This window comes from Pseudomonas sp. NY15181 (assembly GCF_048068055.1).
Classification (GTDB): Bacteria; Pseudomonadota; Gammaproteobacteria; order Pseudomonadales; family Pseudomonadaceae; genus Pseudomonas.
Map to the genome: position 1 here is coordinate 428881 of NZ_JBLUPT010000003.1, position 18529 is coordinate 447409.

Annotated in this window: 15 protein-coding genes; 11 read left to right on the top strand and 4 right to left on the bottom strand. The window is 64.7% G+C overall.

Going from position 1 to position 18529, the window contains the following annotated elements; all coding sequences use genetic code 11:
- Window positions 1–120: 120 nt before the first annotated feature.
- The 11 genes from mtnA to rarD all read left to right on the top strand — a co-directional run bounded on the left by mtnA (window position 121) and on the right by rarD (window position 15061).
- A complete protein-coding gene (mtnA, locus tag ACNFBT_RS10685) occupies window positions 121–1197 on the top strand; it encodes an S-methyl-5-thioribose-1-phosphate isomerase (RefSeq protein ID WP_416749081.1) in 1077 nt (358 codons plus the stop codon).
- Between the two features lie 233 nt (window positions 1198–1430).
- Window positions 1431–4205, top strand: coding sequence for a DNA gyrase subunit A (gyrA, locus tag ACNFBT_RS10690; protein WP_416749083.1), 2775 nt, complete (start codon window positions 1431–1433; stop codon window positions 4203–4205).
- A 14-nt stretch (window positions 4206–4219) separates the two neighbouring features.
- Window positions 4220–5305, top strand: coding sequence for a 3-phosphoserine/phosphohydroxythreonine transaminase (gene serC, locus ACNFBT_RS10695; RefSeq protein ID WP_416749085.1), 1086 nt, complete (start codon window positions 4220–4222; stop codon window positions 5303–5305).
- Window positions 5305–6402: a prephenate dehydratase gene (gene pheA / locus ACNFBT_RS10700; protein ID WP_243808806.1), complete on the top strand. Its 1098-nt coding sequence runs from the start codon at window positions 5305–5307 to the stop codon at window positions 6400–6402. Before serC ends, pheA begins: the two co-directional genes overlap by 1 nt.
- The gene (gene cysC, locus ACNFBT_RS10705; protein WP_416749087.1) at window positions 6402–7007 is read left to right on the top strand and encodes an adenylyl-sulfate kinase; all 606 of its coding nucleotides are present in this window, start codon (window positions 6402–6404) and stop codon (window positions 7005–7007) included. The genes pheA and cysC overlap by 1 nt, the downstream gene beginning before the upstream one ends.
- A 25-nt stretch (window positions 7008–7032) precedes the next feature.
- Window positions 7033–8145: a histidinol-phosphate transaminase gene (gene hisC, locus ACNFBT_RS10710; RefSeq protein WP_416749089.1), complete on the top strand. Its 1113-nt coding sequence runs from the start codon at window positions 7033–7035 to the stop codon at window positions 8143–8145.
- Window positions 8138–10363: a bifunctional prephenate dehydrogenase/3-phosphoshikimate 1-carboxyvinyltransferase gene (locus ACNFBT_RS10715; protein WP_416749091.1), complete on the top strand. Its 2226-nt coding sequence runs from the start codon at window positions 8138–8140 to the stop codon at window positions 10361–10363. The genes hisC and ACNFBT_RS10715 overlap by 8 nt, the downstream gene beginning before the upstream one ends.
- Window positions 10363–11052, top strand: coding sequence for a (d)CMP kinase (gene cmk, locus ACNFBT_RS10720; protein ID WP_416749092.1), 690 nt, complete (start codon window positions 10363–10365; stop codon window positions 11050–11052). Before ACNFBT_RS10715 ends, cmk begins: the two co-directional genes overlap by 1 nt.
- A gap of 407 nt (window positions 11053–11459) precedes the next feature.
- Complete coding sequence (gene rpsA, locus ACNFBT_RS10725; RefSeq protein ID WP_259756501.1) at window positions 11460–13142, top strand: 30S ribosomal protein S1; 1683 nt, start codon at window positions 11460–11462, stop codon at window positions 13140–13142.
- A gap of 141 nt (window positions 13143–13283) precedes the next feature.
- On the top strand, window positions 13284–14153 hold the full coding sequence (locus ACNFBT_RS10730) for a carboxylate/amino acid/amine transporter (protein ID WP_416749094.1): 870 nt from the start codon (window positions 13284–13286) through the stop codon (window positions 14151–14153).
- Window positions 14150–15061 carry an EamA family transporter RarD gene (gene rarD, locus ACNFBT_RS10735; RefSeq protein WP_416749095.1) on the top strand — a complete coding sequence of 304 codons (912 nt, stop codon included), beginning with the start codon at window positions 14150–14152 and terminating at the stop codon, window positions 15059–15061. The genes ACNFBT_RS10730 and rarD overlap by 4 nt, the downstream gene beginning before the upstream one ends.
- A gap of 40 nt (window positions 15062–15101) precedes the next feature.
- Here the strand turns inward: rarD and ACNFBT_RS10740 are convergent, their stop codons facing one another.
- The 4 genes from ACNFBT_RS10740 to ACNFBT_RS10755 form a co-directional block, all read right to left on the bottom strand.
- Window positions 15102–15662 (bottom strand): C40 family peptidase, encoded by a 561-nt coding sequence (locus tag ACNFBT_RS10740; protein ID WP_416749097.1) that lies wholly within the window; start codon window positions 15660–15662, stop codon window positions 15102–15104.
- 396 nt (window positions 15663–16058) lie between these two features.
- Window positions 16059–16466, bottom strand: coding sequence for an NUDIX hydrolase (locus tag ACNFBT_RS10745; protein WP_416749099.1), 408 nt, complete (start codon window positions 16464–16466; stop codon window positions 16059–16061).
- Entirely contained in the window at window positions 16463–17008 is a 546-nt protein-coding gene (locus ACNFBT_RS10750; protein WP_416749101.1) for a dihydrofolate reductase family protein, read from the bottom strand. The genes ACNFBT_RS10745 and ACNFBT_RS10750 overlap by 4 nt, the downstream gene beginning before the upstream one ends.
- A gap of 97 nt (window positions 17009–17105) precedes the next feature.
- Window positions 17106–18470 (bottom strand): MFS transporter, encoded by a 1365-nt coding sequence (locus tag ACNFBT_RS10755; RefSeq protein ID WP_416749103.1) that lies wholly within the window; start codon window positions 18468–18470, stop codon window positions 17106–17108.
- Window positions 18471–18529 lie beyond the last annotated feature (59 nt).

Below are 18529 nucleotides of genomic sequence, written 5' to 3' on the forward strand. Positions count from 1 at the left end.
GAGTATAGCCGAGCACCGCTGCCGCAGGCTCGGTATACTCGGCGCTTTTACCCGCTTGTGCGGGAAGATTCCTGGGGGCCGGGATTGGCCCGCGATTCCATTCGAATGACGAGGTGTTCCATGCGTGAGCGACTGTTGGCGGCCGAACGGGTTACGGCCATTGATTGGCGCAAGGGGACCCTCCGCCTGCTGGACCAGCGCCTGCTGCCGCTGGAAGAAACCTGGCTGACCTATGAAAGCGCCGAAGGCGTGGCCGACGCCATTCGCCAGATGGTGGTGCGTGGCGCACCGGCCATCGGCATTGCCGCCGCCTACGGCGTGGTCCTGGGCCTGCGCGCCCGCCTGGCTGCCGGTGGCGACTGGCGCGCGGCGCTGGAAGAGGACTTCAGCGTGCTGGCCGAGTCGCGGCCGACCGCGGTCAACCTGTTCTGGGCGCTGAACCGCATGCGTGACCGCCTGGAGCGCCTGAAGCCAGGTGAAGACCCGATGCCGGTGCTGGAGGCGGAGGCCATCGCCATCCATGAAAGCGACCGCGAGGCCAACCTGACCATGGCCCAGTTGGGCGTGGAGCTGATCCGCAAACAGCACAGCGGCCCGCAGAAGATCCTCACCCACTGCAATACCGGCGCCCTGGCCACCGGGGGCTTCGGCACCGCCCTGGGGGTGATCCGCGCCGCGCACCTGGAAGGCTTGATCGAGCGCGTCTACGCCGACGAAACCCGCCCCTGGCTGCAGGGCGCGCGCCTGACCGCCTGGGAACTGGCCAACGAAGGCGTGCCGGTCACCTTGAATGCGGATGCCGCCGCCGCGCACCTGATGAAGACCGAAAGTATTACCTGGGTCATAGTCGGGGCCGACCGCATTACCGCCAACGGCGACGTGGCCAACAAGATCGGTACCTACCAGTTGGCAGTCAACGCCATGCACCACGGCGTGCGCTTCATGGTGGTGGCGCCCAGTTCGACCATCGACATGAGCCTGGAAAGCGGCGAGGACATCCCGATCGAGGAGCGTGACGGTCGCGAACTCCTGGAGATCGGCGGCAAACGCGTCGCCGCCGAGGTGGAAGCCTTCAATCCGGTGTTCGATGTGACTCCGGCGGACCTGATCGACGCCATCGTGACCGAGCGCGGCGTGGTCGAGCGCCCGGACGCCGAGCGCATGGCCCAGCTGATGAGCCGCAAGCGCCTGCACTGACGGGCCTGCGGCAATTCATCGTGGGGGCTGGGCGAGGGTAGGTCTTCACCCTGGCTTGTGGTAAGCTCCGACGGTTCTTCGGGGGGCGTTTTCGCACCCCCTTCAGCATCGCGGATCAGCGCAATAAGTCGTTGATTTGTAGAGAGTCGGTGGCGCTTTGATGGCGCACCGCGCTCCGCCGGGCTCAGGACGGGCGTGGCGGAGTCCCATTTGAAAAAGGAACCAGGCTTCTCATGGGCGAACTGGCCAAAGAAATCCTCCCGGTCAACATCGAAGACGAACTCCGACAGTCCTACCTCGATTACGCCATGAGCGTGATTGTCGGTCGTGCCCTGCCCGATGCACGCGACGGCTTGAAGCCCGTGCACCGCCGCGTCCTGTACGCCATGAGCGAACTGGGCAACGACTGGAACAAGCCCTACAAGAAATCCGCCCGTGTGGTCGGTGACGTGATCGGTAAGTACCACCCGCACGGCGATACCGCGGTGTACGACACCATCGTCCGCATGGCCCAGCCCTTCTCGCTGCGCTACATGCTGGTGGACGGCCAGGGCAACTTCGGTTCGGTGGACGGCGACAACGCCGCGGCCATGCGATACACCGAAGTGCGCATGGCCAAGCTCGCCCATGAGCTGCTGGCGGACCTGGACAAGGAAACCGTCGACTGGGTGCCCAACTACGACGGCACCGAGCAGATTCCGGCGGTCATGCCGACCAAGATCCCGAACCTGCTGGTCAACGGTTCCAGCGGTATCGCCGTGGGCATGGCGACCAACATCCCGCCGCACAACCTCACCGAGGTGATTGACGGCTGCCTGGCGCTGATGGACAACCCCGAGCTGTCGATCGATGACCTGATGAACTACATCCCCGGCCCGGACTTCCCGACCGCGGGCATCATCAACGGCCGTGCGGGCATCATCGAGGCCTATCGCACTGGTCGTGGCCGCATCTATATCCGTGCCCGCGCCACCATCGAGGACATGGAGAAGGGCGGCAACCGCCAGCAGATCATCATCACCGAGCTGCCCTACCAGCTGAACAAGGCCCGCCTGATCGAGAAGATCGCCGAGCTGGTGAAAGAGAAGAAGATCGAAGGCATCACCGAGCTGCGCGACGAGTCCGACAAGGACGGCATGCGCGTGGTCATCGAGCTGCGCCGCGGCGAAGTGGGCGAGGTCGTGCTGAACAACCTCTACGCCCAGACCCAGCTGCAGAGCGTCTTCGGCATCAACGTGGTGGCCCTGGTCGACGGCCAGCCGCGCACGATGAACCTCAAGGAAATGCTCGAGGTCTTCATCCGTCACCGCCGTGAAGTGGTGACCCGCCGGACCGTCTACGAGCTGCGCAAGGCTCGCGAGCGCGGCCACATCCTCGAAGGCCAGGCCGTTGCCCTGTCGAACATCGATCCGGTGATCGAGCTGATCAAGAACTCGCCGACCCCGGCCGAGGCCAAGGAACGCCTGATCGCCACCGCCTGGGAGTCCAGCGCCGTGGAAGCCATGGTCGAGCGCGCTGGCGCCGACGCCTGCCGTCCGGAAGACCTGGACGAGCAGTACGGCCTGCGCGACGGCAAGTACTACCTGTCCCCGGAACAGGCCCAGGCCATCCTGGAACTGCGCCTGCACCGCCTGACCGGCCTGGAGCACGAGAAGCTCCTGTCCGAGTACCAGGAAATCCTCACCCTGATCGGCGAGCTGATCCGCATCCTGACCAGCCCCGAGCGTCTGATGGAAGTCATCCGCGAGGAACTGGAGAAGGTCAAGGCCGAGTTCGGCGACGCCCGCCGCACCGAGATCGTCGCGTCGCAGATGGACCTGACCATCGCCGACCTGATCACCGAAGAAGAGCGCGTGGTGACCATCTCCCACGGCGGCTACGCCAAGTCCCAGCCGCTGGCTGCTTACGAGGCCCAGCGTCGCGGCGGCAAGGGCAAGTCCGCCAGCGGCGTGAAGGACGAGGACTACATCGAACACCTGCTGGTCGCCAACAGCCACGCCACCCTGCTGCTGTTCTCCAGCAAGGGCAAGGTCTACTGGCTGCGCACCTTCGAGATCCCGGAAGCCTCGCGTACCGCCCGTGGCCGTCCGCTGGTGAACCTGCTGCCGCTGGACGAAGGCGAGCGCATCACCGCGATGCTGCAGATCGACCTGGAAGCCGTGCGCGCCCAGTTCGCCGGTGACGAAGGCGATGATGACGACGTGGTCGCCGAGCAGGTCGCCGAAGTGGTGGAAGCCGAAGAGGCCGAAGAGGGCGACGACGCCGACTTCAGCCAGGACGAGCCGACCGGCGCGTACATCTTCATGGCCACCATGAAAGGCACCGTGAAGAAGACCCCGCTGATCCAGTTCACCAAGCCGCGCTCCAATGGCCTGATCGCCCTGAAGCTGGAAGAGGGCGACTCGCTGATCGCCGCCGCCATCACCGACGGTTCGAAGGACGTGATGATGTTCTCCAACGCCGGCAAGGTGATCCGCTTCAAGGAAAGCAAGGTGCGCATCATGGGCCGTAACGCCCGTGGCGTGCGCGGCATGCGCCTGGGCGAAGGCCAGCGCATCATCTCCATGCTCATCCCGGAATGCCGCGAAGCGCAGATCCTCAGCGCCTCCGAGCGCGGTTACGGCAAGCGCACCCCGCTGGCCGACTACCCGCGTCGCGGTCGTGGTGGCCAGGGCGTGATCGCCATGGTGATCAACGAGCGTAACGGCAACCTGGTGGGCGCCGTGCAGGTGCTGGACGGCGAGGAGATCATGCTGATTTCTGACCAGGGCACCCTGGTCCGTACCCGCGTCGATGAAGTCCGTGGCGCGGGCCGTAATACCCAGGGCGTGATCCTCATCAAGCTGGCTGCCGACGAGACCGTCGTGGGCCTGGAGCGGGTGCAGGAGCCTACCGTCGTGGAAGACGACGTCATTGACGGCGAGATCGTCGAAGGCGACGTGTCGGACGAGAACCAAGAAGCAGGCGAAGCTGCGGCTGAAGAAGCCCCGCAGGCCAGCGAAGACTGATAGCGAGAGTGGATGTGAGCAAGCGAGCCTTTAACTTCTGCGCCGGTCCCGCGGCGCTTCCCACCGAGGTGCTGGAGCGCGCCCGCGCCGAACTGCTGGATTGGCAGGGCAAGGGCCTGTCGGTCATGGAGATGAGCCATCGTAGCGACGACTACGTGGCCATCGCCGAGAAGGCCGAGCAGGATCTGCGCGACCTGATGGGCGTACCGTCGAACTACAAGGTGCTGTTCCTGCAGGGCGGCGCCAGCCAGCAGTTCGCCGAGATCCCGCTGAACCTGCTGCCCGAAGACGGCGTGGCGGACTACGTGGAAACCGGCATCTGGTCGAAGAAGGCCATCGAAGAGGCTCGCCGATTCGGCAACGTCAACGTGGTCGCCAGCGCGTCCAAGTACGACTACTTCGCCATCCCCGGGCAGAACGAGTGGAACCTGTCCAAGGACGCCGCGTATCTGCACTACGCGTCCAACGAGACCATCGGCGGCCTGGAATTCGACTGGATTCCGGAAGTCGGTGACGTCCCGCTGGTGGTGGACATGTCCTCGGACATCCTCTCCCGCCCGATCGACGTGTCGAAGTTCGGCCTGATCTACGCTGGCGCGCAGAAGAACATCGGCCCGAGCGGCCTGGTGGTCGTGATCGTTCGCGAAGACCTGCTGGGCCGCGCCCGCAGCATCTGCCCGACCATGCTCAACTACAAGGTCGCCGCCGATAACGGCTCCATGTACAACACCCCGGCTACCTACTCCTGGTACCTCTCCGGCCTGGTCTTCCAGTGGCTGAAGGAACAGGGCGGCGTCGATGCCATGGAGAAGCGCAACCGCGCGAAGAAGGACATGCTGTACGGCTTCATCGACAGCAGCGACTTCTACACCAACCCGATCCAGCCCAGCGCCCGCTCCTGGATGAACGTGCCGTTCCGCCTGGCCGACGAGAAGCTCGACAAGGCCTTCCTCGAAGGCGCCGATGCGCGCGGCCTGCTCAACCTCAAGGGTCACCGTTCGGTGGGCGGCATGCGTGCCTCCATCTATAACGCCCTGGGCCTGGATGCCATCGAAGCCCTGGTCGGCTACATGGCCGAGTTCGAGAAGGAGCACGCCTGATGAGCGACGCTGACCAGCTCAAGGCTTTGCGCGTACGCATCGACAGCCTCGACGAGAAGATCCTCGAGCTGATCAGCGAACGCGCCCGCTGCGCCACCGATGTGGCACGCGTGAAGATGGCATCCCTGGCCGAAGGCGAGAAGCCGGTGTTCTACCGGCCCGAGCGCGAGGCCTGGGTGCTCAAGCACATCATGGAGTTGAACAAGGGCCCGCTGGATAACGAGGAAGTCGCTCGTCTGTTCCGCGAGATCATGTCCTCCTGCCTGGCCCTTGAGCAGCCGCTCAAGGTCGCCTACCTCGGCCCGGAAGGCACCTTCACCCAGGCCGCGGCGCTCAAGCACTTCGGTCATGCGGTGATCAGCACGCCGATGGCCGCCATCGACGAAGTGTTCCGCGAAGTCGCCGCCGGTGCGGTGAACTTCGGCGTGGTGCCTGTGGAAAACTCCACCGAGGGCGCGGTCAACCACACCCTCGACAGCTTCCTCGAGCACGACCTGGTGATCTGCGGCGAGGTGGAACTGCGCATCCACCACCATCTGCTGGTGGGCGAGAACACCAAGACCAACAACATCACCCGCATCTACTCCCACGCCCAGTCCCTGGCCCAGTGCCGCAAGTGGCTGGACGCGCACTACCCGAACGTCGAGCGCGTGGCGGTTTCCAGCAACGCCGATGCCGCCAAGCGGGTGAAGAGCGAGTGGAACAGCGCGGCGATTGCCGGCGACATGGCAGCCAGCCTGTACGGTCTGGACAAGCTGCACGAGAAGATCGAGGACCGCCCGGACAACTCCACGCGCTTCCTCATGATCGGTAACCAGGAAGTGCCGCCCACCGGCGATGACAAGACTTCCATCATCGTCTCCATGCGCAACAAGCCGGGCGCGCTGCACGAGCTGCTGGTGCCGTTCCACACCAACGGCATCGACCTGACCCGCATCGAGACCCGCCCGTCGCGCAGCGGCAAGTGGACCTACGTGTTCTTCATCGACTTCGTCGGCCACCACAAGGACCCGCTGATCAAGGACGTGCTGGAGAAGATCAGCAGCGAAGCCGTTGCCCTGAAGGTGCTGGGCTCCTACCCGAAGGCCGTGCTCTGATGCCAACGGCTCGCGACGTGCGTTGGCAGACGCTGGCAATCGATCGTGAGGCGCGCGGCCGGACCAAGGGCCAGCGCCCTTGCCTGATCTGGCTGACCGGTTTGAGCGGCTCCGGCAAGTCGACGCTGGCCGATGCCCTGGAGCATCGCTTGCACGAGTCAGGGCGGCATACCTATCTGCTCGATGGCGACAATCTGCGCCACGGGCTGAACCGCGATCTCGGCTTCAGTGCCGAAGATCGCAGTGAGAACATCCGCCGGGTCGGTGAAGTCGGCGCACTCATGGTGGATGCCGGGCTGATTGCGATCGCCGCGTTCATTTCCCCGTTCCGGCAGGACCGGGATAGGGTGCGCGACCTGTTACCCGAGCGCTTCATCGAGGTGCATGTCTCGACGCCGCTGAATGTGTGTGAAGAGCGTGACCCCAAGGGTTTGTACCGGAAGGCGCGTGCTGGCGAGCTTAAGGAGTTCACCGGCATCGATTCGCCATTCGAGGTGCCGCTGGCGGCCGAGCTGACCATCGATACCTCCCTGCTGGCGGTCGACAAAGCCGTCGACCGCATCTGCGACTACCTGGTGGCTGCCGGTTATAGCGAGTCATTTTGAGCGGCCACACCCAAGAGAGAAGTCCATGAGCTGTGATTTCCTTGCCCTGGCCCAGCCGGGCGTACAGAAGCTTTCCCCCTACGTGCCCGGCAAGCCGGTCGATGAACTGGCCCGTGAGCTGAAGCTTGACCCCGCCGGCATCATCAAGCTGGCCAGCAACGAGAACCCGCTGGGCCCGAGCCCGAAGGCGCTCGAAGCGATTCGTGCCGAACTGGCCGAACTGACCCGCTATCCCGATGGAAACGGCTTCGAGCTGAAGAGCCGCCTGGCCGCCCGCTGCGGCGTCGGCACCGCGCAGGTGACCCTGGGCAACGGTTCCAACGACATCCTCGACCTGGTCGCTCGCGCCTACCTCGCGCCCGGCCTGAACGCCGTGTTCAGCCAGTACGCCTTCGCCGTCTACCCGATCTCCACCCAGGCAGTCGGCGCCCAGGGCAAGGTCGTGCCGGCGAAGGACTGGGGCCATGATCTGGAAGCCATGCTGGCAGCCATCGACGCCAACACTCGCGTGGTCTTCATTGCCAACCCGAACAACCCCACCGGCACCTGGTTTGGCCCGGACGCGCTGGAGCGCTTCCTGTCCCAGGTTCCGGAAAACGTCCTGGTGGTACTCGACGAGGCCTACATCGAATACGCCGAAGGCGAAGAGCTGCCGGACGGCCTGAAGTACCTGGCCCGCTACCCGAACCTGCTGGTCTCACGCACCTTCTCCAAGGCCTATGGCCTGGCATCGCTGCGCGTTGGTTACGCGATCTCCTCGGCGCAGGTCGCCGACGTGCTCAACCGCGTGCGCCAGCCGTTCAACGTCAATAGCCTGGCCCTGGCCGCCGCCTGCGCCGCGCTGGACGACGCCGAGTACCTGGCCGAAGGCAAGCGCCTCAACGACGAGGGCATGGTGCAGCTGGAAAACGGCCTGCGTGCTCTGGACCTGCAGTGGATTCCCTCCAAGGGCAACTTCATTGCCGTGGACCTCAAGCGCGACGCCGGCCCGGTCTACCAGGCCCTGCTCGCCGAAGGCGTGATCGTCCGCCCGGTGGGTGGCTACGGCATGCCGCAGCACCTGCGCATCTCCATCGGCCTGCCATCCGAGAACGCCCGCTTCCTCGAAGCGCTGGCCAAGGTGCTCGCCCGTGCCTGATGTCCAGCCGCACAAGCTCCGCCGCCTCGTTGTGGTGGGGCTCGGCCTGATCGGCGGCTCCTTCGCCAAGGGCATCCGCCAGAAGGGCCTGTTCGAAGAAGTGGTCGGCGTCGACCGTGACCCGGAAACCCGCCGCCTCGCGGTGGAGCTGGGCGTGGTCGACCGCTGCGAGGAAAGCCTTGCCGTCGGCTGCCGCGGGGCCGACGTGATCCAGCTCGCCGTGCCGATCCTGGCCATGGAAAAGGTCCTCGGCGAGCTCGCCGCCTTCGACCTGGGCAACGCCATCCTCACCGACGTCGGCAGCGCCAAGGGCAATGTGGTGCGGGCGGCGAAGGCCGTGTTCGGCGGCATGCCGGCGCGCTTCATCCCTGGCCATCCCATCGCCGGCTCCGAGCAGAGCGGGGTGGAAGCGGCCAACGCGAAACTGTTCCGCCGTCATAAAGTCATCCTCACGCCGCTGGATAATGCCGACGCGGATGCGGTCCGCTGTGTCGAAGCGCTCTGGCGTGAGCTGGGCGCGGATGTCGAGCAGATGGACGTCGAGCACCACGACGAAGTCCTGGCGGCGACCAGCCACCTGCCGCACTTGCTGGCCTTCACGCTGGTCGACTCGCTGGCCAAACGCAGCGAGAATCTGGAAATCTTCCGCTATGCCGCTGGCGGCTTCCGCGACTTCACGCGGATCGCCGGCAGCGATCCGGTGATGTGGCACGACATCTTCCTCGCTAATCGCGGGGCGGTGCTGCGCATCCTCGACGTATTCCGTGACGACCTCGATGCCCTGCGCGAGGCCGTCGACAAGGGGGACGGGCAGCAATTGATGGGCGTCTTCACCCGCGCCCGGGTTGCCCGCGAGCATTTCAGCAAAATCCTGGCCCAACGGGCCTATGTGGACGCCATGCACAACAATGACCTGATTTACCTGGCCCAGCCGGGTGGCCGCCTGTCCGGACGTGTTCGCGTACCGGGCGACAAGTCCATTTCGCACCGCTCGATCATGCTCGGCTCCCTGGCCGAAGGCACGACCGAGGTGCAAGGCTTCCTCGAGGGCGAAGACGCCCTGGCCACCATCCAGGCGTTTCGCGACATGGGCGTGGTCATCGAAGGCCCGCACCACGGTCGCGTCACCGTTCATGGCGTCGGCCTGCATGGCCTGAAGCCGCCACCCGGCCCGATCTACCTGGGCAACTCCGGCACCTCCATGCGCCTGCTCAGCGGCCTGCTGGCCGCCCAGCCGTTCGACTCGACCCTGACGGGCGACCCGTCGCTGTCCAAGCGCCCGATGAACCGCGTGGCCAAGCCGCTGCGCGAGATGGGCGCGGTGATCGAGACCGGTCCGGAAGGCCGTCCGCCGCTGACCATTCGTGGCAGCAACAAGCTGACCGGCATGCACTACGAAATGCCGATGGCCAGCGCCCAGGTCAAATCCTGCCTGCTGCTCGCCGGCCTCTATGCCGCCGGTAGCACCTCCACCACTGAGCCCGCCCCGACCCGCGACCACACCGAGCGCATGCTGCGCGGCTTCGGCTATCCGGTCGACGTGGAAGGCGCCACCGCCAAGGTCGAGTCCGGCCACAAGCTGACCGCTACCCAGATCGAAGTCCCGGCTGACATCTCGTCCGCCGCCTTCTTCCTGGTGGCCGCGAGCATCGCCGAGGGTTCCGACCTGACCCTTGAGCACGTCGGCATCAACCCGACCCGTACTGGCGTCATCGACATCCTCAAGCTGATGGGCGCCGACATCACCCTGGAAAACCAGCGTGAAGTGGGTGGCGAGCCGGTCGCCGACATTCGCGTGCGTTCGGCCAAGCTCAAGGGCATCGACATCCCCGAAGACCTGGTGCCGCTGGCCATCGACGAGTTCCCGGTGCTCTTCGTCGCCGCTGCCAATGCCGAAGGCCGCACCGTACTGCGCGGCGCGGAAGAGCTGCGGGTGAAGGAATCCGACCGCATCCAGGTCATGGCCGACGGCCTGATCGCCCTGGGCGTGAAAGCCGAACCGACCCCGGACGGCATCATCATCGAAGGCGGTGCCTACGGTGGCGGCGAAGTCTGGAGCCACGGCGACCACCGCATCGCCATGTCCTTCAGTGTCGCCTCCCTGCGTGCCGGCGCGCTGATCCGCATCCACGACTGCGCCAACGTCGCTACCTCCTTCCCGAACTTCCTCGGGCTGGCTTCCGGCGCGGGCATCCGCGTCGCCGAGGAGAAGAACTGATGAATGCCGAATGGCCGGTCGTCGCCATCGACGGCCCCAGCGGCTCCGGCAAGGGCACCGTCGCCGGCCTGCTGGCCAAGCGCCTGGGCTGGAACCTGCTGGACTCCGGCGCGCTGTACCGCCTGCTGGCGTTCGCCGCCGGTAACCACGGTATCGACCTGACCAACGAGGAAGCCCTCAAGGTCCTGGCCGCGCACCTGGACGTCCAGTTCACCCACGCCAAGGGCGGGCAGGGCCAGCACATCATCCTCGAAGGCGAAGACGTCACCGACACCATCCGTACCGAACAGGTCGGCGCCGGCGCCTCGCAAGTCGCCGCGCTGCCGGCGGTGCGTGATGCGCTGCTGCAACGCCAGCAGGCTTTCCTCGAAGCGCCTGGCCTGGTGGCCGACGGCCGCGACATGGGCACCGTGGTCTTCCCCAGCGCTCAGCTGAAGATATTCCTCACCGCTTCCGCCGAAGAGCGCGCCCGTCGCCGCTACCTGCAGCTCAAGGGCAAGGGCATCGAAAGCGATCAGGCACAGCTGGCGGAAGAGATTCGCGCCCGCGACGAACGCGACAGCCAACGCGCCGTGGCGCCACTGAAGCCGGCCAAGGGAGCGATCCTGGTGGACTCCACCTCGATGGGCATCGATGAGGTGGTGGACAGTATCCTTGCCGAGGTTTCACGGTTGGGATTGGCTGACTGACCGGGCTTTACAACGGAAATCCCCGGCAGCGCCGGGGATTTTCCTTTCAGGGGTAATCGCCACCTCGGGTGCAACTGACGGGCGGTGGGGCGGCATGCCCGGTACTGCGCGAAAATGAGAGTTTCAGGCTGGACTTCGCAGAACCGCGCAGTGCTTCGCCATCAAGGTCTGCGCATTGACGCAGGTGGCATCCATTGCTACCATTCCAGACCTTGTATCGGGAGGGTTTCGCCCATATTGAGCGAAGCGTTCCCTTAAAATCTGAATGTGGAGTGCCCGTTTCGGCGGGTGCAACAGGGGGCCGGCGGGATACCAGTCTTGATCCTGCTGGCTTCTTTTTCATCACTTGACCGTGTTTGCTGGTGACGCGGAATCGGGCTTACAAGCCTTTGACTACAGGTATAGACATGAGCGAAAGCTTCGCAGAACTCTTTGAAGAAAGTCTGAAATCCCTCGACATGCAGCCGGGTGCAATCATCACCGGCATCGTGGTCGACATCGATGGTGACTGGGTCACCGTCCATGCTGGCCTCAAGTCCGAGGGCGTCATCCCGGTCGAGCAGTTCTACAACGAACAGGGCGAGCTGACCATCAATGTGGGTGACGAAGTCCACGTTGCGCTGGACGCGGTAGAAGACGGCTTCGGTGAAACCAAGCTGTCCCGCGAGAAAGCCAAGCGTGCCGAGAGCTGGATTGTTCTGGAAGCTGCTTTCTCTGCCGACGAAGTGGTCAAGGGCGTCATCAACGGCAAGGTCAAGGGTGGCTTCACCGTTGACGTCAACGGCATCCGCGCGTTCCTGCCGGGTTCGCTGGTCGACGTGCGTCCGGTGCGTGACACCACTCACCTGGAAGGCAAAGAGCTCGAGTTCAAGGTCATCAAGCTGGACCAGAAGCGCAACAACGTTGTCGTTTCCCGCCGCAGCGTGCTGGAAGCCGAGAACAGCGCCGAGCGCGAAGCTCTGCTGGAATCCCTGCAGGAAGGCCAGCAGGTCAAAGGTATCGTCAAGAACCTCACCGACTACGGTGCGTTCGTTGACCTGGGCGGCGTCGATGGTCTGCTGCACATCACCGACATGGCCTGGAAGCGTATCAAGCATCCGTCGGAAATCGTCAACGTTGGCGACGAGATCGATGTCAAGGTTCTGAAGTTCGACCGCGAGCGCAACCGCGTATCCCTGGGTCTGAAGCAACTGGGCGAAGACCCATGGGTTGCTATCAAGGCTCGTTACCCGGAAGGCACCCGCGTTACCGCGCGCGTCACCAACCTCACCGACTACGGCTGCTTCGCCGAGCTGGAAGAGGGCGTGGAAGGCCTGGTACACGTTTCCGAAATGGACTGGACCAACAAGAACATCCACCCGTCGAAAGTCGTTCAGGTTGGCGACGAAGTGGAAGTTCAGGTTCTGGACATCGACGAAGAGCGTCGTCGTATCTCCCTGGGCATCAAGCAGTGCAAGTCCAACCCGTGGGAAGACTTCTCCGGCCGCTTCAACAAGGGCGACAAGATCTCCGGCACCATCAAGTCGATCACCGATTTCGGTATCTTCATCGGCCTGGAAGGCGGCATCGACGGTCTGGTTCACCTGTCCGACATCTCCTGGAACGAAGTTGGCGAAGAAGCCGTTCGCCGCTTCAAGAAGGGTGACGAGCTTGAAACCGTCATCCTCTCCGTTGATCCGGAGCGTGAGCGCATCTCCCTGGGCATCAAGCAGCTGGAAGACGATCCGTTCTCCAACTACGCCTCGCTCAACGAGAAGGGCACCATCGTTCGCGGTACCGTGAAGGAAGTTGACGCCAAAGGCGCTGTCATCAGCCTGGGCGGCGAAATCGAAGGCATCCTGAAAGCCTCCGAAATCAGCCGTGACCGCGTTGAAGACGCTCGCAACGTCCTGAAAGAAGGCGAAGAAGTCGAAGCCAAGATCATCAGCATCGACCGCAAGAGCCGCGTCATCTCCCTCTCCATCAAGTCCAAGGACGTTGATGACGAGAAAGATGCGATGAAAGAACTGCGTCACAAGCAAGACGCAGAAAGCACTGGTCCGACCACCATCGGTGACCTGATCCGTGCTCAGATGGAGAACCAGGGCTAATCCCTGCTTCCTCATCCAAGGAAAAGGGCGACTTCGGTCGCCCTTTTTCGTTTCTGTCTTTCGCTGGCGGCGGGCGCGCAGGGCTTTTCTCCGAAGTGAGACGGGCGCTATGGTGCTTGCCCCGTTCCGGTCGCTCTGTTCATGCCATACCTGCTTTTCGTTACCGTCCTCTGGGCGTTTTCCTTCAGCCTGATCGGTGAGTACCTCGCCGGGCAGGTCGACAGCTATTTCGCGGTGCTGACCCGCGTGGTGCTGGCCGGTCTGGTGTTCCTGCCGCTGACCCGCTGGCGTGGCGTGCATCCGCGCTTCATTGCCGGAGTGATGCTGGTGGGGGCGCTGCAGTTCGGCATTACCTATGTCTGCCTGTATCAGAGCTTCCGGGTGCTCACGGTGCCCGAGGTGCTGCTGTTCACCGTGCTGACGCCGCTGCACGTGGCGCTGATCGATGATGCGCTGAATCGCCGCTTCAACGCCTGGGCGCTGCTGGCGGCCGCAGTGGCGGTGCTGGGCGCGGGGATCATTCGTTACGACGGTGTGAGCGGCGACTACATCGAAGGCTTCCTGCTGCTGCAGCTGGCCAATGCCACCTTCGCTGCCGGCCAGGTGCTCTACAAGCATCTGGTGCAGCGTTATCCCTCGGACATCCCGCAATTCCGCCGCTTCGGCTACTTCTTCGTCGGTGCGCTGTTGATCGCGCTGCCGGGTTGGCTGCTGTTCGGCAATCCGCAGAAGCTGCCGAGCACCGAGGTGCAATGGGGCGTGCTGGTGTGGATGGGCCTGCTGGCCACTGCTCTGGGGCAGTTCTGGTGGAACAAGGGCGGCACCCTGGTGGATGCCGGCACCCTGGCGGTGATGAATAACCTGCACGTGCCGGTGGGGCTGCTGATCAATCTGCTGATCTGGGGTAAACAGGCCGATCTGCCGCGCCTGGCGCTGGGGGGGGCGGTGATCGTCGCGTCCCTGGGCGTCAATCGCTTCGGCTTGCGTCGTCACAAGGAGCGCTACGCATGAATATCTCCGGACGTGGCGTGGCGCTGTCCCTGGCGTCGTCCGTGCTGTTCGTGACCTTGCCGGGCTATATCCATGCGTTGGAGCCGCTGACCAGTATCCAGGTGATCGCTCACCGAGTGGTCTGGTCGATTCCCATGGTGTTGCTGCTGGTGTGGTTCACCCGCCAGGGCGGGGTGCTGCGCGACGCGGCCCGGCGCCTGCTGCGCGAGCCTTGGCTGCTGGCGTGTTTCCCGCTGACGGCGGCGATGATGCTGGTGCAATGGGGCGTGTTCATCTGGGCGCCCATGGTCGGGCGCACCCTGGAGCTGTCGCTGGGGTATTTCCTGCTGCCGCTGACCATGGTGCTCTGCGGCCGGGTGTTCTATGGCGAGCGCCTGACGCCGCTGCAGGCCATCGCCGTAACCTTCGCGGCTGCGGGTGTGCTGCATGAGCTGTGGCTGACCCGGGCGTTTTCCTGGTTCAGCATGATTACCGCGCTGGGGTATCCGCCGTATTTCATGCTGCGCCGCAGGATGGGCGTGGATGCGTTGTCCGGCTTCGTCTTCGAGATGGTCGTGCTGCTGCCATTCGCCTTCCTGGCGCTGTGGATGACCGGTAGCGGGCAGGTGCTGGAGGAGGCGCCACGCTTGTGGGCGCTGCTGCCGATGCTGGGGCTGATCAGTGCGCTGGCCTTCGGCGCCATGATGGCGTCCAGCCGGCTGCTGCCGATGGGGTTGTTCGGGATTCTCAGCTATGTCGAGCCGGTACTGCTGTTCGCCATCGCCGTGCTGTTCCTGGGCGAGGCATTCAACCCGGCGCAGATCTGGACCTACGGGCCGATCTGGATCGCCGTGCTGCTGACCGGATGGGACAGTGCGCGAATGCTGCGCCGACAGGCGCGTCGCGAGGCTTTCGAGGTGAAACGCTAGGAAGGGGAAGCGCTCTCCCGCGAGGGGAGAGCGCAGGCGGTCAGTCGAAGCGGCGGTTGCCGACGTCGGCCTTGGCCAGGGTTTCCGGCAGGATGCGGCGGGCGGCGGTGTAGTGGCGCTTCCAGTAGTCGCCATTGAGGTCGGAGACGCGGACCTTCTGGCCGCGACGCGGCGCATGGACGAACTGGTTGTCGCCGACGTAGATGCCGACGTGGTCGACATTGCGGCGGTTGTGGATGCGGAAGAACACCAGATCGCCGGGTTGCAGGTCGTCGCGCGCCACCTTCGGGTTGCCGCGCATGCTGAAGATCTCGCGCGCGGTACGCGGCAGGTCGACTTCATCGACGTTCTGGAACACGTAGTTGACCAGACCGCTGCAGTCGAAGCCGCGCTTGGGTGAAGTGCCGCCCCAGCGGTAGGGCGTGCCGATCATGCTGTAGGCGCGCTGGGTGACCTGGTGCGCCTCGCTCTTGGCCGGCTTGTCGGCCTGAGGCGTCATGGTCAGAAGAGCACTGCCCTGGACCGGGACTCGCAGGTCGATCGGCGCAGGGTGGTAGGAACGCGTGATCTTGGAGGAGGCGGTAGCCTCGGTGGCGGCCAACAGGGTCGCCAAGCCTATGGAAAGGCATGTCAAAATGTTACGTCGCATTCGGCATGTCTTCTTGCTGGTTGATGTCACCCAGACTCCGCTGGATCGCCGTTGCTTCCGGCGCGGTTTCCTTTTTGTCCGTTCAAAAATTCGGGCCATTCTGAACGAGTTTTCATGACAGTTTTTACCGCCTGTCGATTCTGACGGTTGCCATGTGACTTGCCGGAAGTTGCGTGACATGTGCTCGGACCGCTCGGTCACGGTCGCGGCTTATAGCTTCAAGCCCTATACCATGCGGGTTTGGGCGATGACGGAGGGGCGCCGGGCCTCTGATGGCGTAAAGCCAGAGGTGGCGCGCTGCCGCAGGTAGAAACCCGACGAAATGCAGGTTTTTGCGCTGACCCGGGATCAGCCCAGGTGCTGGAGAAGGGCAGGCAGGACCTGTTCGCGCAAGAGCGGCGCGAGGTTGTGCGGGGCGTTGTCGGCGGGAGACAGCCAGGCCAGCTCTTCCAGCTCCGCCGCCGGGCTTACCGGGTGGGGCAGGGCGGCCACATAGACCTGCGCGTCGACCCGGGTATCGGGTTCATTGGCCGCGTCGGCCTGGAAGCGGCCCAGCGGCGTCAGCGCGTTTTCCGTCAGGCGCAGGTTGAGCTCTTCGTCCAGTTCGCGCAGCAGGGCCTGTAACGAGGTTTCACCGGGCTCGTGCTTGCCGCCGGGCAGCATGAAGGCGTGGGTGCCGCGCTTGCGCACCAGCAGCAGGCGTCCGGAGTCGTCGAGCAGGCAGGCGGCGGCGATGCTGAGGGTGGTGCGGGTCATGGCGAGGGGCTTTCCTTGAGAACCTGGTAACGCAGTTGCACGATGCCGCTGGGAAAGCTGCGCTGTTCCAGCAGTTGCAGACGCTGTTCGAGCCCGATGCTGAACAGTGGAATGCCGGCCCCGAGCAAGTGCGGGATGATGCTGACGATCACCTCGTCGAGCAACCCTGCGGCGAGGAAGTTTCCTGCCAGGCTCCCTCCGCCGACCAGCCAGATGCGCTGGCAACCCTTGGCCTGCAAGGCTTCCAGGGCTTCACTCGGTGGGCAGTGCATGAGCTCGACACGGGGGCTTGCCACGGGCAGGTGGTTGGCGCGGGTCAGGACGAGGGACGGCTTGTCCGGATAGGGCCAGTCGCCCTGGTCCAGACAGTGCAGGTAGGTGGCGCGCCCCATCAGCAGGCCGTCGATGCTGGCGTAGAAGGCGCCGTAACCGTAGTCGTCGGTGGCACTGTCGTAGCCCTCCAGCCAGTCCACGCTGCCGTCGGGGCGGGCGATGTACCCGTCCAGGCTAGCAGCCACGAAATAAATGAGAGTCGATCGCACCCTGCTTCTCCGTTGCGGATAGCTCGATCAGAGCATGGCACGGTGGCTGCGGGGTGCTGGGACGTTCATCCGATTCCTGCCGGCGTTGGGCGGCGCGTCAGCCGGCGAGCTCCTCCAGGGTTCGGCCGCGTGTCTCGATGCCGAAGGCCCAGACCACCCCGGCGGCGAGCAGAAAGCACAGTGCGCCGAGGGTGAACACGCCACCTTGGCCGGCCACCGGTAGGATCAGGCCGCTGAGGGTGGGGCCGAGCAGCGAGCCGATGCGTCCGACCGCCGAGGCGAAGCCCGAACCGGTGGCGCGCGCCGAGGTCGGGTAGAGCTCCGGGGTGTAGGTGTAGAGCACCGCCCACATGCCGAACAGAAAGAACTGCATGGCCAGGCCGAAGCCGATCAACAGGCCCAGGCTGCCGCCGAACACTGCGGTCTGCCCGTAGGCATAGGCCATTGCGCCGCCGCCCAGGAGCATCAGCACGCAGCTCGGTTTGCGGCCCCAGCGTTCGACCAGCCACGCCGCGCAGAGGAATCCGGGAATGCCGGCGAGGGAAATCAGTACCGTGTAGTAGACCGACTGGGTGGCGGCGAAGCCCGATTGCTGCAACAGGGCGCTGAGCCAGGAGGTGAGGCCGTAGAAGCCGAGCAGGGCGAAAAACCACAGGCTCCAGACCGTCAGGGTGCGGCTGCGGTAGGCAGGCGACCAGAGTTCGGCGAAGGCGCGGAAGAAGCCCGGCGCGCTCAGTTCCGGGCGCGCCAGCGGGCGCGGTTGTGGCAGGTTGGTCAGCTTGAGCGAGGCCATCACCCGGGCTTCGATGCGCTGCAAGGAGCGCTCGGCCTGATCGAGCAATCCGGCCTGTTCCAGCCAGCGCGGCGATTCGGGGACCATGAAGCGGATCGCCAGCACGAAGATCGCCGGGAACGCCAGCAGCAGGAACAGGCTGCGCCAGCCGGCCACCGGCAGGATGAAGTAGGACAGGCAGCCGGCGGCGATGAAGCCCAGCGGCCAGAAACCATCCATCAGCGCGATGTACTTGCCGCGCTTGTGCGCCGGAATCAATTCCGAGAGCAGCGACTGGGCGATGGGGAACTCCATGCCCATGCCGACTCCCAGCAGCACGCGGTAGAGGGTCAGTTGCTGCAGGTCGCCGGCGGTGGAGCAGAGGTAGCTGGCAATGCCCCAGAGCACGATACTCCACTGGAACACCGGCTTGCGCCCGAAGCGGTCGGCGAGCAACCCGGACAGCGCCGCGCCGATCACCATGCCGACGAAACTGGAACTGGCCAGCAGGCCGGCCTGGGCGCTGGAGAGGCCGAACTCGGCTTTGATCGAGCCGAGCAGGAAGGTCATCATCGCCAGGTCCATGGAGTCGAAGAAGAACGCCAGCGCGATGATCACGAAGATCAACCGGTGGTACGGGCTCAGCGGCAGGCGCTCCAGGCGTTCGGCGGCGGTCGGGCGGTGCGTCATCGCGGCGTTCCTTGTGCGGCGTTCTTGAGCGTTGCGGCCAGTCTGGGAGTGCCTTCCTG

What these genes read in the sequence shown, in the direction of transcription:
- mtnA (WP_416749081.1), top strand. Translation starts at nt 121, where the DNA reads ATGCGTGAGCGACTGTTGGCGGCCGAACGGGTTACGGCCATTGATTGG.
- gyrA (WP_416749083.1), top strand. Translation starts at nt 1,431, where the DNA reads ATGGGCGAACTGGCCAAAGAAATCCTCCCGGTCAACATCGAAGACGAA.
- pheA (WP_243808806.1), top strand. Translation starts at nt 5,305, where the DNA reads ATGAGCGACGCTGACCAGCTCAAGGCTTTGCGCGTACGCATCGACAGC.
- cysC (WP_416749087.1), top strand. Translation starts at nt 6,402, where the DNA reads ATGCCAACGGCTCGCGACGTGCGTTGGCAGACGCTGGCAATCGATCGT.
- hisC (WP_416749089.1), top strand. Translation starts at nt 7,033, where the DNA reads ATGAGCTGTGATTTCCTTGCCCTGGCCCAGCCGGGCGTACAGAAGCTT.
- cmk (WP_416749092.1), top strand. Translation starts at nt 10,363, where the DNA reads ATGAATGCCGAATGGCCGGTCGTCGCCATCGACGGCCCCAGCGGCTCC.
- rpsA (WP_259756501.1), top strand. Translation starts at nt 11,460, where the DNA reads ATGAGCGAAAGCTTCGCAGAACTCTTTGAAGAAAGTCTGAAATCCCTC.
- ACNFBT_RS10730 (WP_416749094.1), top strand. Translation starts at nt 13,284, where the DNA reads ATGCCATACCTGCTTTTCGTTACCGTCCTCTGGGCGTTTTCCTTCAGC.
- rarD (WP_416749095.1), top strand. Translation starts at nt 14,150, where the DNA reads ATGAATATCTCCGGACGTGGCGTGGCGCTGTCCCTGGCGTCGTCCGTG.
- ACNFBT_RS10745 (WP_416749099.1), bottom strand. Translation starts at nt 16,466, where the DNA reads ATGACCCGCACCACCCTCAGCATCGCCGCCGCCTGCCTGCTCGACGAC.
- ACNFBT_RS10755 (WP_416749103.1), bottom strand. Translation starts at nt 18,470, where the DNA reads ATGACGCACCGCCCGACCGCCGCCGAACGCCTGGAGCGCCTGCCGCTG.